Annotated in this window: 12 protein-coding genes and 1 tRNA gene; all 13 read left to right on the top strand. The window is 36.0% G+C overall.

Annotated elements, in window-relative coordinates:
- The first annotated feature begins 140 nt into the window (after window positions 1-140).
- The 13 genes from AC3WV0_RS05310 to AC3WV0_RS05250 all read left to right on the top strand — a co-directional run bounded on the left by AC3WV0_RS05310 (window position 141) and on the right by AC3WV0_RS05250 (window position 16115).
- Window positions 141-3101, top strand: coding sequence for a tetratricopeptide repeat protein (locus tag AC3WV0_RS05310; protein WP_488844605.1), 2961 nt, complete (start codon window positions 141-143; stop codon window positions 3099-3101).
- Window positions 3102-3208: 107 nt separating this feature from the next.
- Window positions 3209-4969: a TonB-dependent receptor gene (locus AC3WV0_RS05305; protein WP_488844603.1), complete on the top strand. Its 1761-nt coding sequence runs from the start codon at window positions 3209-3211 to the stop codon at window positions 4967-4969.
- A gap of 63 nt (window positions 4970-5032) precedes the next feature.
- Window positions 5033-5106, top strand: a tRNA-Arg gene (locus tag AC3WV0_RS05300).
- 365 nt (window positions 5107-5471) lie between these two features.
- The gene (locus AC3WV0_RS05295) at window positions 5472-7271 is read left to right on the top strand and encodes a hypothetical protein (protein WP_488844602.1); all 1800 of its coding nucleotides are present in this window, start codon (window positions 5472-5474) and stop codon (window positions 7269-7271) included.
- 184 nt (window positions 7272-7455) lie between these two features.
- A complete protein-coding gene (locus AC3WV0_RS05290; RefSeq protein ID WP_488844600.1) occupies window positions 7456-9858 on the top strand; it encodes a TonB-dependent receptor domain-containing protein in 2403 nt (800 codons plus the stop codon).
- Between the two features lie 44 nt (window positions 9859-9902).
- Window positions 9903-10109 carry a hypothetical protein gene (locus AC3WV0_RS05285; RefSeq protein ID WP_488844598.1) on the top strand — a complete coding sequence of 69 codons (207 nt, stop codon included), beginning with the start codon at window positions 9903-9905 and terminating at the stop codon, window positions 10107-10109.
- Between the two features lie 119 nt (window positions 10110-10228).
- Window positions 10229-10447, top strand: a complete 219-nt coding sequence (locus AC3WV0_RS05280) for a hypothetical protein (RefSeq protein WP_488844596.1) — start codon at window positions 10229-10231, stop codon at window positions 10445-10447.
- A 68-nt stretch (window positions 10448-10515) separates the two neighbouring features.
- Window positions 10516-11811: a radical SAM protein gene (locus AC3WV0_RS05275; RefSeq protein WP_488844594.1), complete on the top strand. Its 1296-nt coding sequence runs from the start codon at window positions 10516-10518 to the stop codon at window positions 11809-11811.
- A gap of 3 nt (window positions 11812-11814) precedes the next feature.
- Window positions 11815-12693, top strand: coding sequence for a hypothetical protein (locus AC3WV0_RS05270; protein ID WP_488844592.1), 879 nt, complete (start codon window positions 11815-11817; stop codon window positions 12691-12693).
- Window positions 12653-12862 carry a hypothetical protein gene (locus AC3WV0_RS05265; protein ID WP_143052718.1) on the top strand — a complete coding sequence of 70 codons (210 nt, stop codon included), beginning with the start codon at window positions 12653-12655 and terminating at the stop codon, window positions 12860-12862. The genes AC3WV0_RS05270 and AC3WV0_RS05265 overlap by 41 nt, the downstream gene beginning before the upstream one ends.
- Window positions 12863-12877: 15 nt before the next feature.
- On the top strand, window positions 12878-13075 hold the full coding sequence (locus AC3WV0_RS05260; protein WP_488844590.1) for a hypothetical protein: 198 nt from the start codon (window positions 12878-12880) through the stop codon (window positions 13073-13075).
- Between the two features lie 11 nt (window positions 13076-13086).
- Window positions 13087-15387, top strand: a complete 2301-nt coding sequence (locus tag AC3WV0_RS05255) for a peptidase domain-containing ABC transporter (RefSeq protein ID WP_488844588.1) — start codon at window positions 13087-13089, stop codon at window positions 15385-15387.
- A gap of 2 nt (window positions 15388-15389) precedes the next feature.
- On the top strand, window positions 15390-16115 hold the full coding sequence (locus tag AC3WV0_RS05250) for a hypothetical protein (protein WP_488844585.1): 726 nt from the start codon (window positions 15390-15392) through the stop codon (window positions 16113-16115).
- The last annotated feature ends 10 nt before the right edge of the window (window positions 16116-16125 follow it).

Genomic DNA, 16125 nt, shown 5'->3' with positions numbered 1-16125 from the left:
TTATTAACAATGTGTTAAAACGCTTGTATATACAATATCTTTTCAATATTTTCGTTGATGGATTGTGGATAATTTTTCCACAGAATTTTAAATATCTTAGATCTGATTTTCAGTCTTAAACATTTTAAAATTTAAAATTAATGAAATCAAAAAAAATACTCTTAGCAGCTGCGGTGTTCTATTTCGGGATCTCCGATGCACAGCAGTCTCAGTACTTTGCACAAAAAGAAAACTACAGATTTAACCTCGCAGAAAATCTTTATCAGACCAAAATATACAACGCTTCCCAATACGAATATGCCCGACAATATTTCTACAATCAGAATTTGTCGAAGTCAAGGCAGGAAGCGGCGCAATTTTTTGATAATGTAATTGGGGTAATCCTTCAGAAAAATCATGCGGAAGAAGGTTTAACGGCTTTTATCAAGGAATATCCGAATTCGGCATACTTTGCGCAGGCAAATTTACCACTGGCTGATTATTATCTTGCAAAAAAGGATTTCCCGAAAGCCTTGGAAACACTTAAAAAAGTTAATCAGTATCAGCTTTCCAAAGAAGAAAATACACAGTATGTCTTGAAGTTGGGTTATGCTAAATTTATGATGGGAGATTCCAAAGGAGCAACGGATGCTCTGGAAGAAGCTTATAAAACTGCTGATGAATCCCAGAAAGGCGATATTGCCTACATGCTAGGACATTTATATTATTCCGACAGACAGAATGATAAAGCATTTCAGTATTTTGATTCTGTGAAAGATCAGCCGAAATATTCAAAACTGGTCCGTCCGTATTATGTACAGATGTATTATAATGATAAGGATTACGACAAAGCAATTTTTGAAGGTACGGCTTTATTGAATGAAGATATCTCAGATTCATACAAGGCGGAAGTTCACAAAATCATCGGGGAAAGTTACTTCATGAAAGGTGATTACACGTCAGCGTATCCCCACCTGAAAGATTATCTGAGCGTTCAGCAGAATCCTTCGGAAAATGATTTGTACGAAATGGGATTTGTGGCGGCGCAGCTTAAAAAGTATGATGAAGCGGTTTCCTATTATAATCAATTGTTAAACAGCAATTCCGCACTGGCTCAGAATGCTTATTATCAGCTTGGAAATGCGTATCTCGCGGTGGATAAAAAACAGGAGGCTCTTTCTGCATTCCGTTCGTCATACCAGATGAACTATGATCCGAAAGTGAAAAAGCTGGCTCATGAGCAATATGCCAAATTAAGCTACGACATTGGAAATCCGTTCGAAAGTTCTTCAACGGTAATTCAGAATTATATTAACGAAAACCCAAATACCAACGCTTCAGAGATGAGGTCGCTTCTGGTGAAATCATATCTGTATTCCGGGAATTATAAAGAAACGCTGAATGCCATCGACAGGCTTCAGAATTCATCTCCCGAAATTGATAAAATTGATCAGGAAGTTTCTTATTTATTGGGAACGGAAGAATTCAACAAAGGAAATTATGATGAAGCAGAACAGTATTTCCTGAGAAGTTTAGGATTTAATATCAATAAAGAATTCAATAACCGGGCATTATACTGGCTGGGACAGGTATATTACCAGAAAGGAAATTATCCTTCGGCCATTGTGCGCTACGAAAAACTTTTAAATGAAAATTTCCCGGAGAAGCAGCAACTGCCTTATGACTTGGGGTATGCTTATTTTAAATCTAAGAAATTTGATCAGGCTGAACGATATTTCACACAGTACCTTAAAAATCCGAAGCCGGAATTTAAAAATGATGCGGAACTTCGTTTGGCAGATATTAATTATGCCAATAATAATCTGAATGAAGCCATTGCCATCTACGACAAAAATGAAGATGCAACGGATTACACTTTATATCAGAAAGCGATGGCATTAGGATTTAAAGGCGATACACAGGCAAAGATCACCAACCTGAAAAGTCTTTTATCCAAATATCCGGATTCAGATTATTATGATGATGCACAGTACGAAATCGGAACAGCTTATGCGGCTCAGGATGATTTTGCAAACTCCAATGATTTCTTTGCAAAAGTGATCAAAACATCATCTGATAAAGATCTTGTGGCCAATGCTTCTATTTACAGAGCTCAGAATTACATCGACCAAAACCAGAACGATAAAGCTTTATCTGAATTAAAATCTCTCGGCGAGCAGTACAGAAATACAGCCTACGCTGAAAAAATTGTACAGGCAGCCAAACCGATCTTTACCAAAAACGGAGATGTTGCAGGCTATCAGAATTTCGCTAAAAATATTGGAGTAAATGTTGATGCTGCTGAAATTGACGAAATTAATCTTTCGACAGCAAAACAGTATTTTGCCAAAAAAGATTATAAAAATGCTATTTCTTATTACGAAAAATATTTAACCCAAAATCCTACGGGCGAAGGTCTTTATCAGGCTAAATATGAGCTTGGGGAAAGTTATTACCAGACAAAAAATACAACAAAAGCATTACTCGTTTTACAAGAAATAGCAAATGTGCAGAATGATTACCAGGATGATGCACAAACGCGTCTTGCACAAATTTATATTGCACAGGGCGATTCGGTAGAAGCCAGAAAATATCTTGAAAACATCAGAAACTCTTCAAACGTTAATGTTAAAAACTATGCGAATGTTGAATTGATGAAACTCTATGCTGATGAGAAAAACTTCTCGCAGGCCGAGAAACTTGCGGACGCTGTCATTGCCAACAGCAAAAATTCAGCTGCTGTGATTGAAACAGCAAAGGTAATCAAGGCTAGAAGCCTGATGAATTCCGGGAAAGACAAAGATGCGCAGGCTGCCTATGCTTCACTGGAAAAATCTTCCAACACAGAAGTTGCCGCAGAATCGCTTTACGCAAAAGCATTTTATCAGAATAAAGCAAAGGCCTTTAAATCTTCTAATGAAACGATTTTTAAACTGGCCAATAATTATTCTTCGGAAGAATATTGGGGGGCAAAAGCTCTTGTATTAATGGCTAAGAATTATGTTGGCTTGAAAGACAATTACCAGGCGAGCTATACATGCGATCAGATCATTGAAAATTATAAAGATTTTCCGGAGATCGTAGCAGAAGCTAAAGAGGTTAAAAAGCAGATTAAAAAGTAAAATATTATAAGTTTACCAATTTATCAATGTACCAGTTTACCAATTCGAAGTGCATTACATTGTTAGATTGCTACATTATTACATTGTTACATTAATACAGAAAAATAATGAATAAAAGAATTCAATTATTATCCATCATATTTTTAGGGATCTCATCAGTGGCGTTTTCCCAGATCAAAGAAGAGAAACTGATTCTTAATAAAAAAAGAGAACCGGAAGTAAAGAAGATCGAAAAAAAGAAAACTTCGGTAGAAACCATTAAAAATTATCCGCCGGAAGAAAAGTCACAGAATCCTGTACAGTACAGAATTACAGATGTTCCTGCTGTTTCAGATTTTAAAACCTCTACCATCCAGGGACAGGATGTAACTCCGAAATTTGAAGGTTCGGCACAAAATAACTACATCCAGTTCGGAATGGGGAACTACGGAAAAATTCTCGGTGACGCCAATATTTCCAAAACGCTGGAAAATAAAATTGAAGTGGGTGTTGATGCGCATTTTCTATCAACACAAGGGCTTAAAAAAGAATATGACTGGGATTCCAAGCAGAGCTCCACAACGTTAGGCGCTTTTCTGAATTCCTACGGAGACAAAGGAAAATTTAATCTGAATGCTGAATATGGCTTAAACAGCTATAACTACTACGGAATTTATGCCCTTCAGCCGGGTGATGTCGATTTGGATCAAAGAGTAAATCAGTTTAAGGTAAACGGTTATTATGATTTTTATTCCAATGAAATTCTTAATGATGTAAGAGTGAAATCGTCTTTTCTAAAAGACCATTTTGATGCTCAAGAGAATCAGGTTTCCATATTAGCCAATTTGTCTAAACATGCGGTAGAATTAGGGAAATCAGATATTACGCTGAATGCTGATCTTGGTGTCGGTCTTGAAGCAGTAAAAAGTGAATTTGCCCTTCTTGATAAAAATTCTTCCAATTTTGTTAATCTGAATCTTGCTCCGAAAGTAACCTTCAGAAAGGGAGAATCTTATTTAACGTTAGGATCTTCATTTGCGTTTCTGAACTCAAAAAATCAGAACGATATGATGCCTGAGCATATGAAAAACAATAAAACGTATTGGTTTCCACAAGCTGAATTTCAATACGCAGCCGCTGATGAATTTAAATTCTACGGTGGGGTAGACGGAGGACTAAAACTGAATACTTACGCCGATTTATTGCAGCAAAATCCATTCATCGTTTCAGATCAGTATCTGAGACCGACAGAAACCAAATATCATTTTTATGTAGGTTTGAGAGGTGATATTGATGAAATGTTTAAATATGACGTTTCTGCAGGGTACGGAAAGTTGAGAGATATGATGTTCTTTAAAGCCAATGATTTGTTTGATTATACTTCAGTTAACCGTTCTGCTTACAACTATGCCAATACTTTTTCAGCAGTGTATGATGACGGAAATGTTGGAGACATTAAAGGAAGCCTGCAGTATTTCCCTTTGGCAAATCTTGTGCTGGATACAGAAGTGAAATTCACCAAATTTGACCTGGATAACTACTCAGATATTTACAATGTACCCCTTGTTACGGCATCAATCGGTGCAAAATATACCATGCTAGACCGAAAATTAATGCTTGGTTTTAAAGGGATTTTTGCCAGCGACAGAACAACGAATTCGTTTGTGCTTGAGGGAGTTGGAAGTCCTATGGTATACCAATCTACTGAAGATACCAATGACAAAGTTGGAGGGTATGCTGATTTAAACTTATCTGCAGAGTATAAAATTCACAAAAATTTCAGTATTTTCGCACTCGGAAATAATCTTCTGAACTCAAAATACCAGACGTACAAAGGATACAAAGTTCTTGGTGCACAGATTTTGGGAGGCGTGAAAATTACGTTCTAAATATAATTGATAAATGATGAGTGATTACATCGTTTATAATTCATTAATTATCATTTATATAATGGCTCCGTAGTTCAACTGGATAGAATAACGGATTTCGGCTCCGTCGGTTGGGGGTTCGAATCCCTCCGGGGTCACCTTTGGGAAAAAGCATTTTAGAAGTGCTTTTTCCTTTTTTTATTTTGTAAGTTGATATTAATTAATATGATCTGTCAGGATGCTGAATTTAGAGAGGTGATCAAAAAGTTCTTCCTTCTTAACATTACTATTTTCCTGTCTATTTTAAAATTAAATTGCTGCGTTATTAGTTCTGCGCTATATCTATAGAAAGACGGCTATTAATTACATTTTTAGATGTTTAAAGATAATTCAGAATGTATTTCGACACCCTATTTTAAAAAATGAAAACTGATGCATTTACTCTTCGCTAAGTGTTTATATTGTACCACATTTTTGGCTTATAAATTGCTAGTATGAACGGTATTGAATTTTTGGTGAATTGATGAAAAAATCGATTGTAATTTTGATTTTATTGTTAAGCAGTTTTTCTTTTTTTTACGGACAGGAGAAAAAAGATTCCATTTATTATAAAATTGAAAAATTTTCGGATAAAAGAAAAGTCACCAAATTCATACATCGCTTTATATTCCGTAGAGAAGCAGATTCAGCCTCTGTAAAAACAACAACTGAAAAACTGTCGCAGGAAACTTACAAAGGAAAATATATTAGAAATATTAGAATAGAAACAATTGATCCGTTTGGATATGGCTCCAAAGATAAAAAGGAGAAATCCAGATGGTACGATTGGTTTACAAATCATTTACATTCCAACACAAGAATTTCTACGGTTAATAATTATCTTCTTTTTGAAAAAGGAGAGGAATACAATGCGCAAAAAATCTATGAATCTGAGCGTTTACTTAGAGCAATGCCTTTTATAAACAGGGTACATATCAGTATATCGGACAGTACTTCTACCAAAGACTCCGTGGATGTTGTGGTGAAAGTTCTCGATTCCTGGAGCTTAAAACCAAGAGTAAGTTATTCCGGAAGCAAGATAGGATTAGGAGTTACGGAGGAAAATGTACTCGGTTTGGGACATGAACTCAATTTGCTTTACAGAAACGATTCGAAGGAAAAGCAAGACTATATTTTTGGAAGTTATACGGCGTACAATCTTTTTGGCTCATATATTAATGCTCAGGTGTTGGGAGAAAGAGATTTCTTTAAAAATGAAAGAATCAATTTTAATGTAAAAAGAGACTTTTTCTCGCCATTAACGAAATGGGCAGGTGGTTTATCTTTTGAATATTTTATGCGTAATGTTGCGCTTCCGATAGAAACGGCTACCACTTTTCCGGAAGTCCAGATTAAAGTATATAGTCAGGATTTGTGGGGTGGTTATCAGATTCCCGTTTCTTCGAGTTCCAGTGAAAAAATATCCAGCAATATAGCACTCATTGGAAGATTTCAAAATTATCAGTATAAAGACAGTCCTGAAATTGATCAGTATCAGTATTTTAAGTCATACAGCAGTTTTCTGATATCCGCAGGATTTATTCAGAGAAAATTTGAAGTGCAGAAAAATATTTTTCAATATGATTTACCTGAAGATATTGCTTATGGAACTTCTGTAAATCTCACTGGAGGATTTTTATCGAGAAGCAATAAAGTGATACCGTATACCGGAATTTCTGCTACATATGGCAGCTTTATAAAACTAGGTTATTTCAGTCTGAAGGCTCAGTTCGGAAGGTTTTTTAATCAGGATCGGCAAGACCGCGAGTCTTTCCGTCTGGATGGTACGTACTTTACAAATCTTATGGATTGGAAATTTGCGAAAGTAAGACATTTCTTTTCTCCGACTTTGGCACTGGGAAATCCGCAGAATAACTATTCTTACATCGATAGAATTAATCTTTCTTCGGGGGATGAATTTCCTGTTTATAATGCAGATTATATCGGGACTAAAAAATTGGTTTTAAGGTATCAGCTTCAGCTTTTCATTAATAAAACCTGGAAGAATTTTCATTTCAGTCCATACTTAACTGCCGCAGCCGGATGGTTAAGTATGCCTGACGAGAAATTATTGAAAACAACAACAAACACAAAAATAGGAATTGGGGTTTTGATCAATAATCCGTATCTTGTTTTTAACAGAATTCAAATTTCTTTTATGTATTATCCTCGAGTTCCATTCGATAATAATTCGCTTTTCGATTTTAACAGTAACCGAAACAATGTTTTGCCGATGAACAGTTTTGCAACCGATATTCCGCATTTTGTGAACTTCGGCAATTAATGTATAATATCTTATATTTTTACAACTGTTTTCCACAACAGAAGTAAAATAATCGTTCATTATTGCTCTTTTTAAACCCTACTTAACGGTCTATTTTATGTTTTTATCGTAGAAATCATATATCTTATCGATCAAAATTGATTAAAACGGTCTATCCTGATACTTTTGAGTCATAATTCTTTTGATGATGACTAAATCAGTTTTTATAATTGCAGCATTCTTTTTAGGGTATGGAGCTTTGTACGGGCAGACAACGGTAAACGGCCGTGTAACGGACAATGAAGGCAGACCTTTATCTTTTGCTTCTTTAAAATTCTATAATGTAAAAGATCCTTCACAACCTCTTACAGAAAAAATAGCTGATGAAAACGGAAAGTTCCAGGTATGGTTTGCGGAAAGCGGAACCTATAAAGTGGTTACGTCATATAAAAATTTAGTTCCCTTCGCTCAACAATACAATTTCAATGATCCGGAAGTTACCGTATCTATTGCATTGCCGAAAGAAAAAGTTACAGATATTCAGGAAGTGGTAGTAAGTAAAAGAGCAAAATCTACCATTGTAAGAAAGATCGACAGAATTGTAATGAATGTCTCTGATAATCCTATTGCGGCGGGGAAATCATCTTTAGACCTATTCAGGCTTGCTCCGGGCGTTTTTGTGAATAACGGTAAAATTTCGATCAACGGAGTATGGGGTACCAGAGTAATGGTCGACGGAAAAATGCTGAACATTAGCGGGGTAGATCTGAAAAATTATCTTCAGAATTTAAGATCAAATGAAATACAGTCGATCGAAGTAATCGCCCATCCTCCGGCAGAATTTGATGCGGAAGGTTCGGGAGGAATTATTAACATTATTCTGAAAAAGAATACCAAGGAAGGCATCAACGGATATATCGGGAATGATTATTCAATTGGTCTTGGGAAATATCCAAGCTACAATCCATATGCAGCCATTAATTACAAGAAAGGAAAATTTGGCTTAAGTTCAAGCTATTCTTATACAAACAGTAAAAGCTATGAAGAGCTTGCCCAAAAAAGAGATTTTACAAACGGCGGAAAATATGAACAATCTTCAACAGATATTCAGAAGAATAAAAGCAACAGGATAAAGATTGGTTCAACGTACGATTTTTCAGATAAACAGTCTGTCGCATTGCAATATACAGGGCAGTTTAGTGACTTTTCAAGTAATTCTGTTTCAGATTCTTACATTTCATATCCTAATGCAGGTAATAATGTAAGATCAATAGGAAGCTTTCCGACGGAATCTAAAACGAATTATCACAATGGAGGTCTAAATTATAGTATAAAAACAGATACACTGGGTTCAAAGTTCAGTTTTGTAACAGATTATACCTATAACAAGAGAACCGGAAACAGCATTAGTGACAGCAGGGATTTTAATGCAAACAATATCATTGTAAGAGATACTTTGTTTAAATTTTCCTATCCCAGCACAGCAAAGATTTTTACGGCAGATGCAAAATATAACTGGAATTTTAAATCCGGACATAATTTAAGTTTCGGAGCGAAGGCAACAAGTACCGATATCGATAACGATAACAGCTATGAAATCTTTCAAAACTCCTGGTACAGCGTTCCTGAAAATAATTTCAATTTTAAATACAGAGAAAGAATTTACGCAGCTTTCGCAAGTTTCAGCGGAGAATGGAAAAAAATTGAATATAAACTGGGCGTAAGAGGAGAGCAGTCGGATGTATCGGGTGATCTTTCAGGCAGCCAGCAAGGCGAGGTTTCTCAGGATTATTTTAACTGGTTTCCGTCATTATTCCTGAAAAGAAATTTAGATGCGGAAGGGAATAACTTTTTGGCTTTTTCATACAACAGAAGAATACGAAGACCTTCCTATTTTGATTTGAACCCGTACAAATATTATATCGATAACTATTCAGTAACGACAGGAAATCCTTATCTCAAACCGCAATTTACCAATTCATTCGAGGTAAGCGGCATGTGGAGCGGAAAATATTATACAGCATTGAGCTATAATTACACTACCGATATTATTGCCCAGATCATCGAAAATTACCCGGGGCAGGAGCTGGTGACTGTAATTAAGTCCAATGCAGGGACAAGTAAAGTGCTGACAGCTACCTTAAGCGTGCCTGTAAATATTGCAAAATGGTGGACGACCAACAATAATTTACTTTTGACGTATACAGTTTCAAAATCACCTTATTTCTTGATAGAAAAGCCATCATTTATCCTGCAGTCTGAACAGGAAATCACATTAGGAAAGGGATATACTTTTACGTTAAATGGATTTTACACACCACAGATGGTAACCGGAAATATCGTCACCAAAGGGATTGCAGGAGTAGATTTGGGAGTACAGAAAAAGTTTTTCAAAAACCAGCTTACAGCAAGAGCATCGTTGAGTGATCTTTTCTATACCAATAATTATAAGGCGACGAGCTACTTTAATGATACAAGAATCTATATCAGTCATAAAGAGCAATCCAGGGTACTTTCGCTTTCGTTGATCTACAATTTCAAAAGCGGAGAAAATTTTAAAGCAAAGAAAATTGAATCCAGTAGCGCAGATGAAAAAGGAAGACTTTAAATTGTAACAGGGCTAAAAACTAATAACCATAAAAACTAATTGAAATGAAAGAAAAAAAATCAGAAGAGAAAGAAGACGCTCTTGAAAAATTATCCAGACAATTGAAAATTGAAGAAGTGAACGAAAATGAATTAGGACGGTTATCAGGAGGTTTTTCAGAGCCGGTATCAGAAGAAAATGGAGAAATTACTCATGTTAACTGGTCAAAGTGTAGATGTACAACTAAACCGCAAACAGATGCAAATCTATAACTGAAAACGTACAAATCGTTCTGAAAAATGAACTGATTGTAAAGATATTGTTGCAACAACTACGGGGAAAACTGAAAACCGGTATAAAAGAGTAAGTAATAACCATAAATTAAATTAAAATGTCTAAAGATTCTAACAACTCAAATGACAAAGCTCTTGAGCACTTATCAAAATCATTACAATTCGAAGCTGTAAACGAAAACGAAGCGGGACAATTAGCCGGAGGTTTCTCAGATGCTGTTTCAGAAGAGCAATTGGAAGATATCAACATCAATATCTTCAAATGTAAGTGTGCTGTAAAGCCTGAAACAGGTACGAGCACAAGTACAGGTAACTAATCCTTAATTTTAAATTTTAAGTTAGCCTAAAAAAAATTTTTAGGCTGACTTCTTTAAAAAAACTAATTATGAAAACAAGCCAATTTAATCACAGTATTTTTCATAATAACAAGAACTATATTTATAATTCTTTCAGTAATAAGTTCATAGCCATCGATGCGACTATATTAGACTTGTTCAAAGCACTGAGAACAGAAGAAGATATTCAGGATCTTTCCGGCTATCATCCTACTTTTTATCAGTCATTGTATAAAAATGGTTTCATTGTGGAAAAAGAAGTGGATGAGGTTGATAAAGTACGTACACTGAGCAAGAAGATTGATAGTGATGAAACACATTACTCGCTGATCGTGAACCCAACCATGAACTGCAACTTTAAATGCTGGTACTGTTATGAATCCCACGTGAAAGGATCAAAGATGAACAACGAAACGGTGACCAAAACCTGTCTTCTGATCAACAATATCATCACCACAAAAAAGGAGCTGAAAACTTTTCATATTTCTTGGTTTGGAGGAGAACCTTTGATGTATTATAAAGAAGTGATTGCCCCTATTATGGCATTTGCAGACAAGATCTGTAAAGAATACGGGGTGGAATTTGATACTCAGTTTACGACCAACGGCTTCCTTTTCACAGACGAAATGATTGAAGAACTGAAAGCGTATACGGTAAACGGATTTCAGATCACGCTGGACGGTAATAAAGCATCGCACGATACCGTAAGATATGTAAACGCAAAACGCGGTTCTTACGATGTGATTATGCAAAATGTAAAAAAGCTTTGTGAAAATGATTTCAGCGTAGGGATCAGGGTAAATTTTACGAATGATAATCTTGATGATTTCGAAGAAGTGTACAAAGATCTTCAGAAGATCGATGTGGAAAAAAGAGATTACGCTTCTATTGCTTTTCATAAAGTATGGCAGGTTGTAGAAGACCCGCAGACTACAGAAAGAGTAAATGATCTCATCAGAAAGGTAAAAGAACTTGGATTTGCAGCTCACGAAGGAGCCGTTCCGGACAATGTGAAGCATTCTTGCTATGCCGATAAGATCAATAATGCGACGATCAACTATAATGGTGACGTTTTCAAATGTACGGCCAGAGATTTTTCGGGAGGTTCCAAAGAAGGCACTTTGCAAGCTAATGGTGAGATCAACTGGAATGAGAAATTTGATGAAAGAATGAACATCAAGTTTAAAAACAAACCATGTCTTTCGTGCTCCATACTGCCTTTGTGCAACGGAGGCTGCTCGCAGCACGCATTGGAAAATAAAGACAAAGATTACTGTGTCTATGATTTTGATGAAAATCAGAAAAAAGAAATTGTAAGAAAAAAACTGATAAGAATAGCCGGCTAGATTATGCAGAAAAATATTTCCTCCATTCTCAATGATGATCTCTTTACCGGTATCTATACCAGGGAATTTATAAATAAGAGATCTTTTGATGACGCTGCCCTGTACAATAGCCTTGAGAATACATTTTTCGAAGCTTTCAGTCTTGTGAAAGAGAATAAAATTGAGGAAAGCTTTTCTCAGTTTGGGTATGGCGAAAAAATGTTTCCGTTGGAAAATAGTGATGAAACTTTTAAACTGATTTTAAAAGACACCCTGTATCCTAAAAAAGCCTATTTATATTATAAGACCGGAAATATAAAATTAGCTGCATATCTTACTTTAAAATCAATAGTTACCAATCAGAAGATTAAAGAGCAAACGAAAATAGATTTGCCTGTTTTTGTTCAGATACAGCAATATCAGAATATATCGAGGATATGCTTCAGAACTAATCATTTTTCAGAAGGAATTGTTATGAACTGCAAGTTGCTGCTGTTTCTTATGACTAAAAAGAATGTTGGGATAAGATATCTTTCCGAATTTACTTTTGATGACAAAACAGAAGAGTCTGCTCTTAAATGCACAATGATTTACCAGATCGTTTTTGATACGGTAAAGATTCTTTACAAATTGCAAAATAAGAGATACCTGCGTTCTTTCATTGATTTTATATCAAATATTCTTCCCCAATTTATACCTGTGTATGATGATGAAATGATCCTGAAAGAATTTTTAGAGCTCATTTCAAAGCCAGGTTCCGAAGCTCAATCGGAAGGAATGCATCATTTTATCGGGAACAATCAGGATGTATTATTCCCCGGGACTATCCCGATACTCACACTAATCAAAAAAATATACGAAAATGAAAAAGTTGTTTCAGAAATTACGGATTACCAAAGCTAAAAGCAAAAATATAGACAGCTGCAAGCAAAAGCTGGATATCCAGGACCAGGCAGAATCTGACAGTTTTTTCGGAGGCTTCAGAGAATATAAGCCACCTATCTACACCCAAAATCACATCGAAAATACAGAACTTAAAATCAAGAACCTTTTCTCGGATACCAACGCCTAATAAACCTTTAACAAGATGAAAAATTCAGATAAAAAAAACAAAAACCAAACAGATAAGAATAACAAAACTTTGGTAGATAAACAGAAAGTAAAATTTCTGGGAATAACTAAAGAACTGTCAACAGATATTGAGCCTGTAGATGCTGAAGCAATTACAGGAGGCAGGAAAACTGATCCTACAGTTCAGACTCAATGGCCGACCTCTAATTTGTAATACCATCATCAATGTCAATTCTTAGTAAAAAATATAAATTTTATAAGCAGTTGGACTACATGGATTGTGGTCCGACCTGTTTGCGGATGATATCTTCATTCTACGGAGAAGAATATTCACTCGACTATTTAAGAGCCAATTCCTATATTACTAAGAATGGGGTTAGTCTTCTTGGGCTAAGTGAAGCGGCTGAAAAAATAGGATTCAAAACACTCACTGCCAAACTGAACTACGAGCAGCTGGTCAATGATGTTCCGCTTCCCTGTGTCCTGCACTGGAATCAGGAGCATTTTATTGTACTCTACGACATCAAGAAAAAGAATCTTTTCCGTAAAAAAGAACAGATTATCATCGCCGATCCCGGGCACACGATGGTAAGAGTGGAAAAAGATGTTTTCGAAAAATGCTGGCTGTCTACCGCCAACAACAAAGGGGTGGCGCTTTTACTGGAACCCACCCCGGATTTTTATCGAAATGAAGAAGGGATAGAGAAGAACAAAAGCGGCTTCGGATTCCTGATGGGATATCTCAGACCGTATAAAAAATATTTTGCACAGCTGGTTCTGGGCATGGTACTGGCAAGTTTGATCAGTATGTGTTTTCCTTTCCTCACACAGAGCTTGGTAGACTTCGGGATTAACAGAAAAAATTTAAGTTTTATTCATCTTATTCTATTTTCACAGTTGCTTTTGTTTCTGGGAAGTGTAGCAATAGATATGTTGAGAAACTGGATTCTCCTTCACATCAGCACAAGAATAAGCATCAGTATCATTTCCAATTTTTTAATAAAGCTGATGAAGCTTCCTGTAAATTTTTTTGAATCTAAAAATGTTGGTGACATTACCCAGAGAATAAACGATCATCACCGAATTGAAACATTTTTAACAGGTTCTACCTTAAATACGCTTTTTTCAATTATCAATTTGTTTGTGTTTTCTTTTATCCTGGGAATTTACAATATTCAACTTTTAGGAGTTTTTGCCATAGGGAGCTTACTTTCAATAGGATGGATATTACTTTTCCTTAAGAGAAGAAAAAATATTGATTATAACAGATTCCAGAGATCAAGGGAAAATCAGAACAGCCTGTATGAAATTATTACAGGAATGCAGGAAATCAAATTGTACAACAGTCAAAAAAGCAGACGTTGGGAATGGGAAAGAATTCAGGCTAAATTATTTAGAGTTAATATTAAGAGTCTTTCTCTTGAGCAGTATCAGGAAATGGGTGCTACATTTTTCACCCAGCTTAAAAATATCTTTATCAGTTATCTCGCGGCAAGTCTTGTTGTCAATCAGCAGATTTCCTTAGGGGTTATGCTGAGTATTTCGTACATCGTTGGACAGATGAATAGTCCTCTTACACAGATTATTTCATTTATAAAAAGCATTCAGGATGCGCAGATAAGTTTAGACCGATTAAATGAAATTCATAACCGGAAAGAAGAGGAAAGTGATGAGGATTTAATTGGTTTTAATGACAGCAAATATCCCATCCGTCCTGAAAATGATTCAGATTCATTATATCTAAGCCATGAATTATTCACCAAAAGATTAAAAGAAAACACGGGTTCCGGGATCGAAATTTCAAATTTATCTTTTCGTTACGGCTCTCCCAAAAGCCCGCTGGTACTGAAAGATATTAATTTATTCATTCCTAAAGGTAAAATTACGGCCATCGTAGGAGCGAGTGGAAGCGGCAAGACAACATTGCTCAAACTGCTTCTTAAATTTTATGCACCCAGTGAAGGAAATATAACAGTCGACGGAATTTCACTTCAGGATATTTCAGCCCAGCTTTGGAGAAACAACGTGGGAACCGTTATGCAGGAAGGATATATTTTTTCTGATTCCATAGCCAGAAATATTGCGATGAAAGGAGAAAGAATCGATGAAGAGAAGCTTTTTGAATCCGTAAGAGTAGCAAACCTGCATCCGTACATTTCAAAGCTTCCGTTAGGATTTACAACCCGGATAGGAAACAGTGGTTCCGGGCTGAGCGGAGGCCAGAAACAGCGGTTATTCATTGCACGAGCCGTTTATAAAGACCCTAAATATTTATTCTTTGATGAAGCAACAAGTGCGCTGGATGCCAATAATGAGAAAATTATCATGGAAAATCTAAATAAGTTTTATGAAGGCAGAACTGTCGTGGTAATCGCTCACCGATTAAGTACCGTAAAGCACGCAGATCAGATCATTGTCATGAAAGACGGTGAAATTGTAGAACAGGGAAATCATTATGAGCTTGCTAAAAACAAAGGATATTATTTTGAATTAGTAAAAAACCAGCTAGAGCTTGGCGCAGCATAATTATGGCAGAATTAGATCAAATATTAGAAGAGAGAAGTGCCGAGATGGAAGAAATCGTAGGCATCATCCCAAGCTGGATTACCCGTTGGGGACTTACATGTCTTTTTATCATAGCGATGATGGGACTATTTGTTTCCTTCTTCATAAAATACCCGGAAACGCTTCAGACGACCGTCATTGTACAATCTGAAAACCAGCCTGGGAAAGTGACGGTGAAAAGAGATGATGCCAATCAGATCTTCAACTTTTTAGTGAAAAACGGAGATGAGGTAAAACCAGGAGATACACTTCTCATACACATCGATAAAAATACCGGGAAAGAATACACGACCATAACTCCCATGGCAGGAAAGATCTATCTTTCTAACGGCACCAATGAAAATAATACACTGGACAAAATCATCTGGGTAGTTCCCGAATCTACAGGTTCCGAAGTTAAAATAAAATTTCCTGTGAAAGGATCGGGTAATGTAAAAACAGGCCAGACGGTAAAATTCAGCCTGCATGGGTTTCCCAGTCATGAATATGGTTTTATAGAAGGTAAAATTTCTTCCATCTTACCTGTAGAGATAGATGGGATGCATCAGGCGTATGTAAAGCTTCCGGGAAAAAAAATATGGACTTCCGAGCAGAAAGAAATCCCTGTAATGCCTGTAATGCAAGGTGAAGGTGAAATTTTATTGAGTGATAAAAGTATTTTTTATCGCATCTTTGGAAGCGTCTTTTAGAACTGAATGA

Source organism: Chryseobacterium sp. 27AL (assembly GCF_057815395.1).
Note: the sequence above shows the minus strand (reverse complement) of the source record. Positions and strands in the feature narration are given on the sequence as shown.

Coding starts and splice junctions, on each gene's coding strand:
- AC3WV0_RS05260 (WP_488844590.1), top strand. CDS start 12,878: ATGAAAAATTCAGATAAAAAAAACAAAAACCAAACAGATAAGAATAAC.
- AC3WV0_RS05255 (WP_488844588.1), top strand. CDS start 13,087: ATGTCAATTCTTAGTAAAAAATATAAATTTTATAAGCAGTTGGACTAC.
- AC3WV0_RS05250 (WP_488844585.1), top strand. CDS start 15,390: ATGGCAGAATTAGATCAAATATTAGAAGAGAGAAGTGCCGAGATGGAA.
- AC3WV0_RS05305 (WP_488844603.1), top strand. CDS start 3,209: ATGAATAAAAGAATTCAATTATTATCCATCATATTTTTAGGGATCTCA.
- AC3WV0_RS05295 (WP_488844602.1), top strand. CDS start 5,472: ATGAAAAAATCGATTGTAATTTTGATTTTATTGTTAAGCAGTTTTTCT.
- AC3WV0_RS05280 (WP_488844596.1), top strand. CDS start 10,229: ATGTCTAAAGATTCTAACAACTCAAATGACAAAGCTCTTGAGCACTTA.
- AC3WV0_RS05275 (WP_488844594.1), top strand. CDS start 10,516: ATGAAAACAAGCCAATTTAATCACAGTATTTTTCATAATAACAAGAAC.
- AC3WV0_RS05290 (WP_488844600.1), top strand. CDS start 7,456: ATGATGACTAAATCAGTTTTTATAATTGCAGCATTCTTTTTAGGGTAT.
- AC3WV0_RS05265 (WP_143052718.1), top strand. CDS start 12,653: ATGAAAAAGTTGTTTCAGAAATTACGGATTACCAAAGCTAAAAGCAAA.
- AC3WV0_RS05285 (WP_488844598.1), top strand. CDS start 9,903: ATGAAAGAAAAAAAATCAGAAGAGAAAGAAGACGCTCTTGAAAAATTA.
- AC3WV0_RS05270 (WP_488844592.1), top strand. CDS start 11,815: ATGCAGAAAAATATTTCCTCCATTCTCAATGATGATCTCTTTACCGGT.
- AC3WV0_RS05310 (WP_488844605.1), top strand. CDS start 141: ATGAAATCAAAAAAAATACTCTTAGCAGCTGCGGTGTTCTATTTCGGG.